Origin of the sequence: Pseudomonas sp. W2Jun17 (genome assembly GCF_023127795.1) — a bacterium.
Lineage (GTDB): Bacteria > Pseudomonadota > Gammaproteobacteria > Pseudomonadales > Pseudomonadaceae > Aquipseudomonas > Aquipseudomonas synxantha_A.
In genome coordinates, this window is sequence record NZ_SPKO01000014.1 from 76,393 (window position 1) to 91,443 (window position 15,051).

The window sequence follows — 15,051 nt, forward strand, 5'->3', positions numbered from 1 at the left end:
TTTCTTATTATTGAGGGGCGGCCTGTTGTTGTTTTTGGTAGCCGTGGCCCGTACCGCTATTTTTGGCGACCCCCATCCGGGGTCAAGAGCAAACGTATTTTTTTGAGCGCTGACCTGCTTCTTCGTAAACGATCCAACCAGTGGTAGCTACCTGAGGTAGTTTTATTTTTCTCTATCCGGTTGCGGGTTGCGGCATGCCGTACCCTGCGAAGCACATCTTCTCCAAAAAAATCTGTTAGCTGCGTCTCTGCCGTGTTGTTTTTGTTATGTCAGAGTCGTTTCGTCTTGTTTTTATTAGGTTTGGCGCTTTTTATTCTTGTTATGCCATAGAGATAGCAGGAGTCGTGCCAACTTTTTAAATTCGTTTAAAATCATGTATTTAGTATTTTTCTGGCAAATAGTTTTGCCTAGGCATGACGAATTCTGTTCCCGCGTTACCCGTTGTGCAGGTGTGCGGTAACACATTGTCACAGCTGTGCTACTCAACTGGCGTTACGCACCTTCGCAACACGGGACCCGCTAGGTCGACCAAGGACGTGGCTGATCTGCCGGCCTGCGCCAATCAAGCGTTCCAGGTCGATCCCCGTTTCGATCCCCAAACCGTTGAGCAGGTACAACACGTCTTCGGTGGCCACGTTACCGCTGGCGCCCTTGGCGTAAGGGCAGCCGCCGAGGCCCGCGATAGAGCTGTCGAATACATTTATGCCTTCCAGCAGGCTGGCATAGATATTGGCGATTGCCTGGCCGTAGGTGTCATGGAAATGCCCGGCCAGCTTGTCCCTTGGCACTTGCGCCCCGACCACTTCGAACAGGCGCCGAGTTGCGCCCGCGGTGCCCGTGCCGATGGTGTCACCCAGGGACACTTCATAGCAGCCCATGGCGTACAGCTCACTGGCGACCGCGGCCACTTGCTCCGGGGCGATATCGCCTTCGTAAGGGCAGCCCAACACGCACGACACATACCCGCGCACGCTGATGCCGTGCTGTTTGGCCGCGGCCATGATCGGCGCGAATCGCTCCAGGCTTTCGCTGATGGAGCAGTTGATATTGCGCTGGGAAAAAGCCTCGGACGCCGCGGCAAACACCGCAACTTCCTTGACCCCGGCCGCCAGCGCATCCTCAAACCCGCGCAGGTTCGGCGCCAGTGCACCGTAGGTCACGCCGGGCTTGCGCTGGATCTGCGCGAATACCTCAGCCGAACCGGCCATCTGCGGCACCCATTTTGGCGAGACAAAACTGCCGACTTCGATATAGCTCAAGCCGGCTTCGCTCAACGCGTCTACCAACTGGACTTTGTCCGCCACGCTGATGGGCTGGGCTTCGTTCTGCAAACCGTCGCGTGGGCCGACTTCCACCAGGCGCACGTAAGAGGGGAGGGACATGGCAGTTACCTTCTGGTTAATGGCCGGCTTGGCTCATGGTGTGCGCAAGGGCCTGGGTGCAACGCTCTTCGGCGGTGTCCAGTTCCAGCTTCATTTGTTCGATATCCAGCAGTTGCTGTTCCAACTGTTCGCGGCGTTCGGCGATCTTCGCCAACATGCTGTTGAGCTGGATCTGGTTGCCGCCGCTGGGGTCGTAGAGTTCGATCAGTTCGCGGCATTCGGCCAGGGAAAAGCCGATGCGCTTGCCCCGCAGGATCAGCTTGAGGCTGACTTTGTCCCGCGCCGAGTAGATACGCTCCTGGCCCCGGCGTTCCGGGGCCAGCAGGCCTTGTTCTTCATAGAAGCGAATGGCGCGGGTGGTGATGTCGAGCTCGCGGGCGAGGTCGGAGATGCTGTAGGTGGTGCTCATGGCGGTGCTCAAGAAAGGCTTGGCGCTAAGCTAATTGCAGGTTGACGTGAACGTCAAGGGGCGCTGCGCGTGCCATCGGGGGCAAGCCCCCTACCACAATGGGTATTCTTGAACCTTAGGATTGCTGTTTGTCGAGCTTCTTTTCGTGGGCGGTGACTTGCTGGCACAACTCGATCATCTGCTCGCGCATCCAGCGGTTTGCCGGGTCCTGGTCGGTGCTTTCATGCCAGTACAGGTGGGTTTCCACCGGGGGCACGTCGTTGACCGGCAGGTTGAACCAGTGCAGTTCATGGCGACGAGCGAAGCGTTCGGGCACGGTCATGACCATGTCGGTCTGCTGCAACACTTGCGAAGCCATCAGGTAGTGCTGCGAGCGCAGGGCGATCTTGCGCTGGATGCCCATTTTGCCCAGCGCCAGGTCCACATGGCCCAAGCCATTGCGACGGCTGGAGATATGGATGTGGGTTAATGACAGGTAGTCATCCAGGCTGAATTTGTCCTTGCCTGCCATGGGGTGACCCTTGCGCATGGCGCACACGTAGCGGTCTTCCATCAATTTGACATGGCGCACCTGCGGGTCGGTGTTGAGCGGCGCATCCACGGCAAAATCCAGGCGCCCGGCGGCCAGTTCCTTGGTGGTCTCACGGCGCTTGGACAGGAAACTCTCGATCACCACGGTCGGCGCCAGGCGGCGCAGGCGCTGGAACAATAACGGCAGAATCACCGCTTCAGTGAGGTCGGTCATGCTGATGCGGTAGGTCTTGGCGGCCTGCTGGGGATTGAAAATCCGGCTTTCCTGCACCGACACGCGCAGCAACGACAGCGCATTGCGCACCGGGCCGATGATGTTCTGCGCCATCGGTGTGGGCACCATGCCTTGGGCGGTGCGCACAAACAGCGGGTCGTTGAAGGTTTCGCGCAGACGTGCCAGGGCGTTGGACACTGCCGGCTGGGTGATGCCGACGATCTGCCCGGCGCGGGTCAGGTTGGCTTCGGTATAGATCGCATCAAAGACGATGAAGAGGTTGAGGTCGACCTTGCTCAAATTCATTTCGTTGCGCTCTTATTGTGAGTGTCCATGCGCCGATCATATATCGGTGATGAATGTTAATACACGCCGAGAATAGGTTAGGTAAATTATCAGCGCTGTTCTAGCATCGAATACATGACCTAAACAACCTCTCAAAGAAGGGAGCTGCTCATGGATTTCGCCTATTCGCCCAAGGTTCAGGAACTGCGTGAGCGCGTCACTGCGTTCATGGACGCATACGTCTATCCGGCCGAGCCGGTGTTTGAGCGCCAGGTCAGCGAAGGTGATCGCTGGCAGCCCACGGCCATCATGGAAGAACTCAAGGCCAAGGCAAAAGCGGAGGGCTTGTGGAACCTGTTCCTGCCGGAATCCGAGCTGGGCGCTGGCTTGACTAACCTTGAGTACGCGCCGCTCGCGGAAATCATGGGGCGTTCGTTATTGGGCCCGGAGCCGTTCAACTGCTCCGCTCCCGACACCGGCAATATGGAAGTGCTGGTGCGCTACGCCAACGAAGAGCAGAAACAACGCTGGCTTGAACCACTGTTGCGGGGAGAGATTCGCTCCGCCTTCGCCATGACCGAGCCCGATGTCGCTTCTTCGGATGCCACCAACATGGCCGCCCGCGCCGAACGCCAGGGCGATGAGTGGGTGATCAACGGCAAGAAATGGTGGACCTCCGGCGCCTGTGACCCGCGTTGCAAAATCCTGATCTTCATGGGCTTGAGCAACCCGGATGCGCCGCGCCATCAGCAGCACTCGATGATTCTGGTGCCGGTAGACACCCCCGGCGTGAAAATCGTGCGCCCGTTGCCGGTGTTCGGATACGACGATGCCCCCCATGGCCACGCCGAGGTGCTGTTCGACAACGTGCGCGTGCCGTATGAGAACGTCTTGCTGGGGGAAGGTCGTGGCTTCGAAATCGCCCAGGGCCGCCTTGGCCCGGGCCGTATCCACCACTGCATGCGCTCCATCGGCATGGCTGAGCGTGCCCTGGAATTGATGTGCAAACGCTCGGTGAGCCGCACCGCGTTCGGCAAGCCGCTGGCCCGTCTGGGCGGCAATATCGACAAGATTGCCGACTCACGCATGGAAATCGACATGGCGCGCCTGCTGACCCTGAAAGCGGCGTACATGATGGACACCGTGGGCAATAAAGTGGCGAAAAGCGAAATCGCCCAGATCAAGGTGGTGGCGCCGAATGTGGCCTTGAAGGTGATCGACCGTGCGATCCAGATCCATGGCGGCGCCGGGGTTTCCAATGATTTCCCGCTGGCCTATATGTACGCCATGCAACGTACCCTGCGCCTGGCGGATGGCCCGGACGAAGTGCACCGCGCGGCGATCGGCAAGTTCGAGATTGGCAAGTATGTACCGCGGGAGATGATGCGCGGCGGGCAGTAACACCGCGTCACCTCTATCGAGAGCAAGCCCCTCCCACATTTTGACTATATTCACAAATCCAAGTGTGGGAGGGGGCTTGCCCCCGATGAGGCCAGTCCAAGCACCTCAAACTCCAAGGCTCAGTACACCCAAACCTCCACCCGCCGATTCTTGATCCTACCTTCGTCCGCGGTATTCGCCGCCACCGGCATCTGGGCGCCAAACCCGCGAATATCCTTGAGCACCACGCCGCTCTTTGCCAGCTCGCGGCGCACCGCCATCGCCCGTAACTTCGACAGCAACGCCGCACGTTGCGGATCGTTCTTGGTATCGCCAAAGCCCACCAGCGTGACCTGCTTGTTCAGCTTGCCGTGGCTTTTGATATAGGCCACCACCCGCTGCAAATCCTGGCGTGCCTTGTTGTCGAGGCTGGCGCTACCCTCTTCGAAGCGAAAATTTACCGTCAGGCGCTGAGCGTCGCGGGCGATGGCCTGGTAGTCGTCAGGCATTGACGGGCGAGGTGTCACGCCGATCGCCTGCACCTGCTGGGCGATAAACCCATTGGCCGCCACAATCGCTTGGCCTTTACTGGATTGGGTAAAGTCCACCAACGCCTTGGCCCACGGATTGCGGGAGGAGGGCGGCAGATAAAAGAACAGCCGTCGCGACAGCGGGTAATCTTCGGTGGCGATGAGGCTGGTCAGCGGCAACATCGGTTGCGAGGCGCCATCGGCAATCGCCACTGCTTTAGCCTGACGCACATAGGGCAGGCCGATAAAGCCGATACCCTGGGGGTCCTGGCTGACTGCGTCGGACAGTTGTTCGCTGGATTCGAAACGCTTGGCTGACGGCGCGAGCGGCTGCTGACGTCGGCTCAACACCAGTTCCCTGAAGGTGTCGTAGGTGCCGGACTGATCATCACGGGCATATAAATGAATGGCACCGCCACTCCCGCCCAACGCCTCCCAGGTGCTGACTTCGCCGTTGAAGATCTGGGCCAACTGCTCGGTGTCAAGAGTATTGAGTGGGTTGCGTGGGTTAACAATGATCGCCAGGCCATCAATGGCGATGACCTGTTCGGCATCGGGGCTTTTCAGGTCGCCCAGAGGTTCAAGGTCCACCAGTTCGCCGTCCTTGATCGGGCGGGACGCGGCGGCGAGGTCCGCGCGGGTATTTTTCAGCGCGGCAAAGCCGGTGCTGGAACCGTGGGCCGCGACTTCGATGGTCACCGTCTTGCCTTGGTGCGTCGTGCCGACCACGCTCTGTTCATTTGCCCCGGCGCCCGGTTCGCTGCGCGCATCCCGTAAGCCTTGATGCTCCATCAAACCCATGACCAACGCTGGGCCGAGTGCCGCGCCAATGGTGTTGGAGCCCTGGATGCGCAGGGCGGGACCTTGGCCGGGGACGGGAAGAGGGGCTGCCACGGCGGGGAGGGCGATCGCAATACACAGGAACAGAACGCGCAGCATCATGCCGGCACCTTCTCAAGCCAAAGGAAGTGCCGCGAGATTAAGTCAGTTGGGTTGCAGCAATGTGACTGATGCATCGCAAGGCTAAATGTGGGAGGGGGCAAGTCGAATCGTCGCACCGCCCCTCCCACATTTAGATCTTCACCAGGCTTGCTATCAGCTCAGTTCCAACCAGATCGGTGCATGGTCCGACGGCTTCTCCAAGCCACGCAAATCGTAATCCACCCCGGCATCCTTGACCCGTGGCACCAGCCCGGTGGACGCCATGATCACGTCAATGCGCAGCCCGCGCTTGGGCTCATCCTCAAACCCACGGCTGCGATAGTCGAACCAGCTGAAACGGTCGGTCACGTCCGGGTTGAGGTGGCGGAAGCTGTCCACCAGGCCCCAGTTCTTCAGGCGCTCCATCCACTCGCGCTCCTCCGGCAGGAAGCTGCACTTGCCGGTTTTCAGCCAGCGCTTGGCGTTATCGGCGCCGATACCGATGTCGCAGTCTTGCGGGGAAATGTTCACGTCGCCCATCACCACCAGCGCCTGGTCATTGCTGAACTGGCTTTCCAGCAGGTGCTGCAAGTCTTCATAGAAGCGCTGCTTGGCCGGGAACTTGGTGGGGTGATCGCGGCTTTCGCCCTGGGGGAAGTAGCCGTTCATGATGGTCACCGGGTGGCCGTTTTCATCGGCGAAGGTGCCCCAGATGAAACGACGCTGGGCGTCTTCTTCATCGCTGGCAAAACCTTTGTGCAGGCTCAAGGCCGGCTGGCGCGAGAGCAGGGCCACGCCGTAGTGGCCTTTCTGCCCGTGGTAGTACACGTGATAACCCAAAGCCTGCACTTCGGCCAGCGGGAACTGATCATCGTGAACCTTGGTTTCCTGCAGGCCGATCACGTCAGGTTGATGCTTTTCAATCAGCGCCGCCAGCTGATGAGGGCGAGCACGCAGCCCGTTGATATTGAAGGAGACGATTTTCATGGTCGGCAGTCCAGTCTGGCAAAAGGGCGATGCTAGCCGACAAGTCGGACGGGGGCCAGCGTGGCGGCAGGGTGAATGCGCTGCTAATGTCTGGGAACGACTGGAGCTGCACAGGTTCGTACCCATAAGAACGCCATGTTTGAGTGGCGCCCAGGGAGATTGACTGTTATGCCAGACACTTCGACGGCCACTGCCGAAATCCGCCTGCTCAATAGCGGTTATTCCCGTGAAGCGCGATCCTTGCTTTACCAGGCGTATCGCCATGAACCGACCTTCGCCTATATCTTCGAAGCCGAACGGCCGGGTTATGAACAACGGGTGCGCGCCACCGTGCGCGAATTGGTCAAACAGCACTTTTTTCAGAAGCTTCCCGCCATCGGCCTGTTCGTCAACGACCGGCTGATCGGTATCGCCCTGATTGCGCCGCCGCAACGACGCCTGGGCATCACCGAGAGCTGGGCCTGGCAGATCCGCATGTGGCTGAGTACCGGCGTGCGCGGTACCCGGCGTTACCTGGAATACCATCAGGCAGTCCTGGCGTGCCTGCCCAGCGAGGCCGTGCATGTGCTGCCGTTGCTGGGCATTCACCCGCAGTTCCAGGGCCAGCATCATGGTGAGCAACTGCTTGAAGCCGTGCACAACTGGTGCGCCGACGATCCGCACTCCTCAGGCGTGGTGCTCGACACCGGCAACTCCCGTTACCTGGATTTCTACAAGCGCCAAGGCTATGAGGAGATCGGTGAAGTCGCCGTAGGGCCGGTGCTGGAGCATGTGTTTTTCCATCCCAATCCCCAGGCGTTACATCCTGCAACGTCTTAGGACAGAATTATTCAGACAAATCCGAGTTCAAAGTCCCTCCCTAGCTCGTGTAGCATCCGCGCCTATGAAGTATCCAGGAAGATTTACCAGCGGCTTGATTCTGCTGTTCACAAGCTGCGGCGCATTGGCGCAAAGTGAACTGGACGTGCGGATCAAACCCTCAAACGACGCGCTGAAAGCCAACATCGAAGGCTATATCGGCGGGGTTGGCGATCGTGACGAAGAAGCCTTACTGCGGTTCAGCCGTGGCGCCGAGGAGCAGGCGCGCAAAGCCGCGCAGGCACTGGGCTTCTATCAGCCACAGATCGCCAGCGAGGTGAAGGGCGGCAAGAATCCGCGCCTGACCCTCACCATCGACCCCGGCGAACCGGTGCATTTGCGCGACGTGACCATTCGGGTCGATGGCCAGGCCGCGAGCCTCAAGGCCTTTCGCGTACCCGCCAGCGACGACCTCAAGCCCGGTGCCGTGCTCAATCACGGTCATTACGAAGACGCCAAGCGCCTGATCCAGAACCAGGCGTCACGCTACGGCTTTTTCAGCGGGCGCTTCACCAGCCAGAAGCTCGCGGTTGATCCTCAAGCGGGCGTGGCCGACATCGAACTCATTTACGACAGCGGCCCGCGCTACAGCATGGGCAAGGTCAGCTTCAGCGGCGACACGCCGTTTGATGAAGAACTGTTGCAACGCATGGTGCCCTTTGACAGTGGCACGCCGTACGACTCCGAGCTGGTCGCCGAACTCAACCAGAACCTGCAAGCCAGCGGCTTCTTCGAAGGCGTGCGCGTGGACGCCAGCCCCACCGCCGCGACTGATGACGTGATCCCGGTCGCTGTACAATTGGAAACCCGCAAGCCCCGCACCATGGGCCTCGGCCTGGGTTACTCCACCGACGTCGGCCCACGGGGCAAAGCCAACTGGACGCGGCATTGGGTCAACCCCCAGGGCCACAGCTACGGTTGGGAAGCCGAATTGTCGGCACCGCGGCAGAACGTCGGCCTGTGGTATGACATCCCGCTGGACCCGCCGCTCACCGACAAATTGCGTTTTGCCGGCGGCTATCAGAATGAAGAGATCGCCAACACCGACACCTTGAGCAAGCTGCTCACCATTGGCCCCGAATGGCACAGCAAGTTGCCCAGCGGCTGGACGCGGGTGATCTCCCTCAAGTACCAGCGTGAGGAATACCGCCTGGGCAATGACTCGGGGCTGAGCAACCTGTTGATGCCGGGGGTGAGTTATTCCTACCTGCGCAGCGACAACCGTATCGACCCGCACCATGGCTATCGCCTGATGTTCGACACCAAGGTCGCCAAAGAGGGCCTGGGGTCTGACACCAACCTGCTTTACGGCACGGCCACGATCAAGGGCCTGACCACCTTGTGGGACAACCACCGTTTTCTGGGGCGCGCACAATTTGGCGGCAGTGCCACCAACGGCTACAAATCCGTGCCGCCGTCGTTGCGCTTCTTTGCCGGTGGCGACCAGAGCGTGCGCGGCTACGAGTACCAGACCCTGTCGCCGGAGAACGACCGCGGCGACCGCATCGGTGGCCGCTACATGGTGGCCTTGAGTGCCGAGTATCAATACTCCATCACCGATAAATGGCGGATCGCGACCTTCATCGACCAAGGCAACTCGTTCAACAACCTCGACTTGCCGAGCCTGAAAACCGGCGTCGGCGTCGGCGTGCGCTGGGTGTCGCCGGTGGGGCCGATCCGCCTCGACCTGGCCCATGCCCTCGAAGATCCGGGCGGCGTTCGCTTGCACTTTTCCATGGGGCCTGAGCTGTGATGCGTGGTTTGAAGATAGCGGGGCTGGTGCTGGTCGCCATCCTCGTGTTGCTGTTGTTGGCGCTGTGGTCAGTGCTTGGCACCCAGGCGGGCAGTCGCTGGGCCTTGGGCCAGGTGCCAGGTTTGAGCGTGGAGAATTACCAGGGCCGCCTGGGCGGGCAGTGGAGTGCCGATCATCTGCTGTGGCAGCAGGACGGCAGCCGCGTCGAGCTGAATGCGCCGACGTTTGACTGGTCGCCCGGCTGTCTGTTGCGCATGACCCTGTGTATCAACCGACTGGACGTGGAACAGGTCAGCCTGGAATTTGCCCCCAGTGCCGAAGAGAGCAGCAGCGGGCCGATTCAACTCCCCGACCTGAAACTGCCGGTTGCCATCCAACTGGGCGACGTTCGCATCGGTAGCCTGCTGTTCAACGGCAGCGAAGAACTCAAGGGCCTGCAACTGGCGGCGCACTGGACCACCGCTGGTATGCAGATTGACTCGGTACATTTGCAGCGCGATGACCTGGTGCTCGACCTTGCCGGCCTGCTGCAACCTACCGGCGATTGGCCGCTGAATGCCACCGGCAACCTGAGCCTGCCCTACGCCCCAGGCGGTGCACCCTGGAGCGTCGCGCTCAAGCTCGACGGCGACCTGCTCAAGACCCTCAAGCTCGACGCCGACAGCAGCGGCTACCTGCCGGCCAAGCTCAAAGGCGAGCTGCAACCCCTGGCCGAAAACCTGCCGGCGCAGTTGCACATCACCTCCGAGGCGTTCAAACCCAGCGCCGACCTGCCTGACACCTTGCAACTCAACCAGTTGGACTTGAGCGCCAAGGGCAACCTGAAAGATGGCTACCAGTTGCTGGGCAAGGCCGTGCTGCCAGCGGAACAAGGCCCGGTGGATCTACTCCTGCAAGGCAAGGTCGACGCCAAGGGCGCGCAGATCGCCGGGCTGGACCTGAATGCCGGTGACCAGCAAAGCCTCAAGCTCAGTGCCAACCTGGACTGGCAACAAGGCTTCAGTGCTGACGCCAAAATCGACTGGCAGGACTTCCCCTGGCATCGCCTCTATCCCGTCATCGACGAGCCGCAAGTGGCATTGCGTACCTTCAATGGTGAAATCTCCTATAAGGACGGCAATTACCTGGGCAACCTCAAGGCCGACCTCGACGGCCCGGCGGGTAAGTTCAATGTGGTCACCCCCTTCAGTGGCGACCTCAAGCAAGTCTTCCTGCCCGAGTTGAAACTGACGGCCGGTCAGGGCAAGGCCGAAGGCCACCTGAACCTGCAATTTGCCGACGGTATTGCCTGGGACACCGCGCTGGACCTGTCGGCACTGAACCCGGCGTACTGGGTGGCCGAGTTACCCGGCACCCTGGCCGGACCGCTGCGCAGCAAAGGCGAGTTCAAAAATGAACAACTCAAGCTCAACGCCGACCTCGATCTCAAGGGCCGCCTGCGCGGGCAAACCGCTGTGCTGGCGGCCAAGGCCGAAGGTGCAGGCGAACAATGGACCCTCGCCAACCTGGACATCCGCTTGGGTGACAACCGCATCAACGGCAGTGGCAGCCTGCAACAACGCCTGGCCGGGCAGATCGACATCAAGCTGACGCGCCTGGCCCAGCTCTGGCCGCAACTGCGCGGGCAAATCAATGGGCGTGTCGATGTGGCCGGCACCTTGAAGGCGCCGCAAGGCAAACTCGACCTCAAGGGCCAGCAACTCGCATTTGCCGACAATCGCCTGCAAGCCCTCAACCTCGACGCCAGCCTCGATAGCGCCCAACGCGCCAAGCTCGACCTCAAGGCCAGCGGCATCTACGCCGGCGAAACCCAGGTCGGCAACCTGACCGCCAGCGCCCAGGGCGATATCAAGAACCAAAAGGTCCAACTGGACCTGGCCGGCCCCCTGGTCAAGCTGGCCCTGGCATTGGATGGCAACCTCGATAAAAACAACTGGCGCGGGCGCCTGGCCAGCGGTGATGTACAAGCCGGCGGCCAGGACTGGCGGCTGCAAGCCCCGGCGAAAATCGAGCGCCTGGCCGATGGCAAGCTGACCTTCGGTGCGCACTGCTGGGTCTCCGGGCCCGCCAGCCTGTGTGGCGAAGACCAGCGCCTGATGCCCGAACCGAAGCTGCGTTACCACCTCAAGCAATTCCCCATCGACAGCCTTGCGGCATTTTTGCCCAAAGACTTCGCCTGGCAGGGCAAGCTCAATGCTGACGTACAGCTCGATTTGCCCGAAAGCGGACCCAAGGGCGTAGTGGCGGTAGATGCCAGCGGCGGCACCTTGCGCGTGCGTGACAAGGGCCAGTGGCTGGATTTCCCCTACGACACCCTGAAGCTGGAAACCACCCTCAACCCCAAGCGTATCGACACCCAGCTGAATTTTCGTGGCGGCAAGCTTGGCGAGTTGTTGTTGCAGGCGCAGATAAATCCGCTGCCGAACAATAAGCCGATCACCGGCAATTTCAGCCTCACGGGCCTGGACCTCGCCGTGGCGCGGCCCTTTGTGCCGATGGTGGAAAAGCTCACCGGCAAGCTCAACGGCAGTGGCCGCATCTCGGGCGGTTTACTCGCGCCGCTGGTCAACGGCAACCTGAACCTGGTGGACGGTGAAGTCTCCGGGCCCGAGTTGCCCATCAGCCTTGAGGGCTTGAATCTGCAGGCGCAGATCGCCGGCGAAAGCGTGCAGCTCAACGGTGGCTGGCGTAGCGGCAAGGCCGGGCAGGGTAGCCTCACGGGCCAGATCGACTGGGGCCGCGCCCTGGTGGTCGACCTCAGCCTCAAGGGCTCGCAACTGCCGGTCACCGTAGAACCCTATGCCAAGCTGGAAGTGGCACCCGACCTGAAGATCAGCCTCAAGGACGCCAAACTGGCGATTGCCGGCAAAGTGCATATCCCCCGTGGCGATATCACCGTGCGCGAGCTGCCGCCTTCGACGGTCAAGGTCTCTGACGACACGGTAATCATCGGCAGCCAGACCGAAGAGGGCAAAGCGCCGATGGCGATGGCCATGGATATCGACGTGGAAGTGGGTGAAGACCAGCTCAACTTCGCCGGTTTTGGCCTCACCGCCAAGGTCCAGGGCCATGTGCATATCGGCGACAACATGGACACCCGTGGCGAGCTGTGGCTCAACGACGGCCGCTACCGTGCCTACGGCCAGCGCCTCAACGTGCGCCGCGCGCGGCTGTTGTTCGCCGGGCCGCTGGACCAGCCGTTCCTGGATATCGAAGCGGTGCGCGTAGTGGTCGAATCGTCCCGCACCGTGACTGCCGGTATTCGCCTGAGCGGCAGCGCCGAACAGCCGGCCACGCAGATTTTCTCCGAGCCGGCCATGGCTCAGGAAGATGCGCTGTCGTACCTGGTGTTGGGTCGTTCGCGCACCAACACCGGCGAAGACAACAACATGCTCGCCGAAGCCGCCCTGGGCCTGGGCTTGATGGGCAGCGCCGGTGTGACCTCGGATATCGCCAATAAGCTGGGTATCCAGGATTTCGACCTCGACACCCAGGGCACCGGTAACAGCACCGCGGTGGTGGCCAGCGGCAAGATCAACGAGAAGCTCAGCCTGCGTTATGGGGTCGGGGTGTTTGAACCGGCTAACACCATTGCGTTGCGCTACCTGCTGAGCAAGAAGGTGTACCTGGAAGTCGCTACGGGCGTAGCCAGTTCCCTGGATATCTTTTACAAACGCGATTTCTGATCGGTACGCGGTAAAAAATGTGGGAGGGGCGGTGCGACGATTCGACTTGCTCCTCCCACATTGGTTTTCATTTCACTCCAGCCTTCGGTCAACTACCAAGCAACCTAATTATTCCATTTGACATTCGCTGCCTAAGCAGTAACATCTCGTCACACATTCACTGCCTAGGCAGTAATAAGGTGACTTTCGATGCCTCACTTCACCCCCGATAACTTCCACAACTGCCACCTCGGCCTGTTGCTGGGCCGCGCCGCGATTCTCAAGGACCGCATCATCGACACCCATATGGAACCCCACGGCATCACTGCCGCGCAGTTCAAGGTGTTGATCATCATGGCCCAGTTCGGCGTCGACACCCCGGCCGAGCTTTGCCGCAACCTGTCCCTGGACAGCGGTTCGATGACGCGGATGCTCGACCGGCTGGAGCAAAAAGACCTGCTCAGCCGCAAGCGCTCCGAGCTGGACCGACGCCAGGTGCAGTTGGTGCTGACTGCCGAGGGCCAGCGCCTGGCGGACATGCTCCCGCACATCGGCGCCCAGGCCCTCAACCAACTGGCCGGCGCGCTTGAACCGGGCGAGTTGGAGACCCTGGAGCGGATCCTGAAGAAGATACTGATCGCTGCGGGTGACCCCATCACGATCCAGCGGGTAGGTAAATCATGAACACACGCGCACTCAGCCTGGTGCTGGCGGCGATGACGTTGGCCGGTTGCGCCAATTACAGCGGCCTCGACACCCAGGGTCAGCGCCTCGACGCCAACACCCTGCAAACCGGCAAATCCCTCAGCGGCGTGACGCTGTCGAGCGCTGCCTGGCCGGCCGCCGACTGGTGGAAAAGCCTCGGCGACCCACAGCTTGACGGCCTGATCCAGGAGGCCCTGCAAAGCAGCCCCGACATGCAAGTCGCCGACGCCCGTGCCCACCAGGCCGAAGCTGCGGCCTATGCCGCCAACGCCGCCCGTATGCCGACCGTGGATGCCAGCGCCGGTGTAAGCCGCTCTCGCTTGGCCAAGGACCAGGACCCGCGTGGTCAGGGCGATGCCTATTCGACGGTGCGCAACATCGGCGCCAGCTTCAACTACAACTTCGACCTCTGGGGCGGCCAGCGCGCAGCCTGGGAAGCCGCGTTGGGCCAGGCCCGCGCCGCCGAAGTCGACCAGCAAGCCGCGCGCCTGACCCTGGCGGCCAACGTGGCCAAAGCCTACAGCGACCTGGGCCAGGCGCATATCGTGCGTGACCTGGCTGTCGATGACCTCAAGCGCACCCGCCAGATGCTCGACCTGAGCAAGCGCCGCCTGAGTTCCGGCATCGACAGTGAATACCAATACCAGCAGACCGAGAGCCTGGAAGCCAGCTCCCAGTCGCAACTGATCGACGCGGAAAAACAACTGCAAAGCGCCAAGATCGCCCTCGCCGTATTGCTCGGCAAAGGCCCGGACCGGGGTGGCGAATTGGCCCGCCCGGCGGTGCTCAAACCCAGCGCCGTCGCGGTGCCCGCGGTGTTGCCTGCCGAGCTGCTCGGTCGTCGCCCGGACCTGGTCGCCGCACGCTGGCGAGTGGAGGCGGCGAGCAAGAACATCGACGCGAGCAAAACCCGCTTCTACCCCAACCTCAACCTGAGCGCGAGCGCAGGCGCCGAGTCGTTGCTGGGCGATGCGATGTTCGGTTCGGCCAGCCGTTTCTTCAATATTGCGCCGACGATTTCGCTGCCGATTTTTGATGGCGGCCGCCTGCGCGCCGACCTTGACGCCCGCGACGCCGACTACGACCTAGCCGTGGCCCAGTACAACAAAACCCTGGTGCAAGCCCTGGGTGATATCGGCAACAGCCTTTCGCAGCTGCGCGACACCGGCCGCCAGATCCAGGCCCAGCAACATGCCGCCGACATCGCCCAGCAGTCCTACGACACCGGGGTGCAACGCTACAGCTCGGGCATCGGTAACTACCTGGATGTGCTCAGCATCGAGCAGCAACTGCTGCAGGCCCAGCGTCAGCTGGCGACCCTGAAGGCGGCGCAGATCGATCTGTCGATTCAACTGATGCAGGCCCTGGGCGGCGGATACAACGCCAGCAACGTGGCCGCGACCCCCCCCGCCACACGCACGGAATAATTTG

Annotated in this window: 11 protein-coding genes; 6 read left to right on the forward strand and 5 right to left on the reverse strand. The window is 61.3% G+C overall.

Annotated features, from left to right (window positions below; genetic code table 11):
• Window positions 1-482 precede the first annotated feature (482 nt).
• From E4O98_RS10605 to E4O98_RS10615, 3 genes are all read right to left on the reverse strand, one after another.
• Window positions 483-1,382 (reverse strand): hydroxymethylglutaryl-CoA lyase, encoded by a 900-nt coding sequence (locus E4O98_RS10605; RefSeq protein WP_148853527.1) that lies wholly within the window; start codon window positions 1,380-1,382, stop codon window positions 483-485.
• A 16-nt stretch (window positions 1,383-1,398) separates the two neighbouring features.
• Window positions 1,399-1,791, reverse strand: coding sequence for a MerR family DNA-binding transcriptional regulator (locus tag E4O98_RS10610; protein ID WP_005789203.1), 393 nt, complete (start codon window positions 1,789-1,791; stop codon window positions 1,399-1,401).
• Between the two features lie 115 nt (window positions 1,792-1,906).
• Window positions 1,907-2,842, reverse strand: a complete 936-nt coding sequence (locus E4O98_RS10615) for a LysR family transcriptional regulator (protein ID WP_032880570.1) — start codon at window positions 2,840-2,842, stop codon at window positions 1,907-1,909.
• A 150-nt stretch (window positions 2,843-2,992) separates the two neighbouring features.
• Here E4O98_RS10615 and E4O98_RS10620 point away from each other — a divergent pair, with 150 nt between their 5' ends.
• Window positions 2,993-4,222 (forward strand): acyl-CoA dehydrogenase, encoded by a 1,230-nt coding sequence (locus E4O98_RS10620; protein WP_005789200.1) that lies wholly within the window; start codon window positions 2,993-2,995, stop codon window positions 4,220-4,222.
• Window positions 4,223-4,341: 119 nt separating this feature from the next.
• Here E4O98_RS10620 and E4O98_RS10625 read toward each other — a convergent pair whose 3' ends face one another.
• Window positions 4,342-5,673 (reverse strand): phosphate ABC transporter substrate-binding/OmpA family protein, encoded by a 1,332-nt coding sequence (locus E4O98_RS10625; protein WP_248134941.1) that lies wholly within the window; start codon window positions 5,671-5,673, stop codon window positions 4,342-4,344.
• 153 nt (window positions 5,674-5,826) lie between these two features.
• Window positions 5,827-6,639: an exodeoxyribonuclease III gene (xthA, locus tag E4O98_RS10630; protein WP_032880573.1), complete on the reverse strand. Its 813-nt coding sequence runs from the start codon at window positions 6,637-6,639 to the stop codon at window positions 5,827-5,829.
• A gap of 168 nt (window positions 6,640-6,807) precedes the next feature.
• Here xthA and E4O98_RS10635 point away from each other — a divergent pair, with 168 nt between their 5' ends.
• The 5 genes from E4O98_RS10635 (at window position 6,808) to E4O98_RS10655 (ending at window position 15,047) form a co-directional block, all read left to right on the forward strand.
• A complete protein-coding gene (locus tag E4O98_RS10635) occupies window positions 6,808-7,458 on the forward strand; it encodes a GNAT family N-acetyltransferase (RefSeq protein ID WP_005789194.1) in 651 nt (216 codons plus the stop codon).
• Between the two features lie 64 nt (window positions 7,459-7,522).
• Complete coding sequence (locus E4O98_RS10640) at window positions 7,523-9,250, forward strand: autotransporter assembly complex family protein (protein ID WP_103734475.1); 1,728 nt, start codon at window positions 7,523-7,525, stop codon at window positions 9,248-9,250.
• Window positions 9,250-12,936 carry a translocation/assembly module TamB domain-containing protein gene (locus tag E4O98_RS10645; RefSeq protein WP_248134943.1) on the forward strand — a complete coding sequence of 1,229 codons (3,687 nt, stop codon included), beginning with the start codon at window positions 9,250-9,252 and terminating at the stop codon, window positions 12,934-12,936. The genes E4O98_RS10640 and E4O98_RS10645 overlap by 1 nt, the downstream gene beginning before the upstream one ends.
• 189 nt (window positions 12,937-13,125) lie before the next feature.
• The gene (locus E4O98_RS10650) at window positions 13,126-13,599 is read left to right on the forward strand and encodes a MarR family transcriptional regulator (protein ID WP_248134945.1); all 474 of its coding nucleotides are present in this window, start codon (window positions 13,126-13,128) and stop codon (window positions 13,597-13,599) included.
• Window positions 13,596-15,047, forward strand: coding sequence for an efflux transporter outer membrane subunit (locus E4O98_RS10655; protein ID WP_248130101.1), 1,452 nt, complete (start codon window positions 13,596-13,598; stop codon window positions 15,045-15,047). The genes E4O98_RS10650 and E4O98_RS10655 overlap by 4 nt, the downstream gene beginning before the upstream one ends.
• Window positions 15,048-15,051 lie beyond the last annotated feature (4 nt).

Bases quoted from the DNA above. Each gene is read 5' to 3' on its own strand.
- E4O98_RS10605 (WP_148853527.1), bottom strand. From the start codon at position 1,382: ATGTCCCTCCCCTCTTACGTGCGCCTGGTGGAAGTCGGCCCACGCGAC.
- E4O98_RS10610 (WP_005789203.1), bottom strand. From the start codon at position 1,791: ATGAGCACCACCTACAGCATCTCCGACCTCGCCCGCGAGCTCGACATC.
- E4O98_RS10615 (WP_032880570.1), bottom strand. From the start codon at position 2,842: ATGAATTTGAGCAAGGTCGACCTCAACCTCTTCATCGTCTTTGATGCG.
- E4O98_RS10620 (WP_005789200.1), top strand. From the start codon at position 2,993: ATGGATTTCGCCTATTCGCCCAAGGTTCAGGAACTGCGTGAGCGCGTC.
- E4O98_RS10625 (WP_248134941.1), bottom strand. From the start codon at position 5,673: ATGATGCTGCGCGTTCTGTTCCTGTGTATTGCGATCGCCCTCCCCGCC.
- xthA (WP_032880573.1), bottom strand. From the start codon at position 6,639: ATGAAAATCGTCTCCTTCAATATCAACGGGCTGCGTGCTCGCCCTCAT.
- E4O98_RS10635 (WP_005789194.1), top strand. From the start codon at position 6,808: ATGCCAGACACTTCGACGGCCACTGCCGAAATCCGCCTGCTCAATAGC.
- E4O98_RS10640 (WP_103734475.1), top strand. From the start codon at position 7,523: ATGAAGTATCCAGGAAGATTTACCAGCGGCTTGATTCTGCTGTTCACA.
- E4O98_RS10645 (WP_248134943.1), top strand. From the start codon at position 9,250: ATGCGTGGTTTGAAGATAGCGGGGCTGGTGCTGGTCGCCATCCTCGTG.
- E4O98_RS10650 (WP_248134945.1), top strand. From the start codon at position 13,126: ATGCCTCACTTCACCCCCGATAACTTCCACAACTGCCACCTCGGCCTG.
- E4O98_RS10655 (WP_248130101.1), top strand. From the start codon at position 13,596: ATGAACACACGCGCACTCAGCCTGGTGCTGGCGGCGATGACGTTGGCC.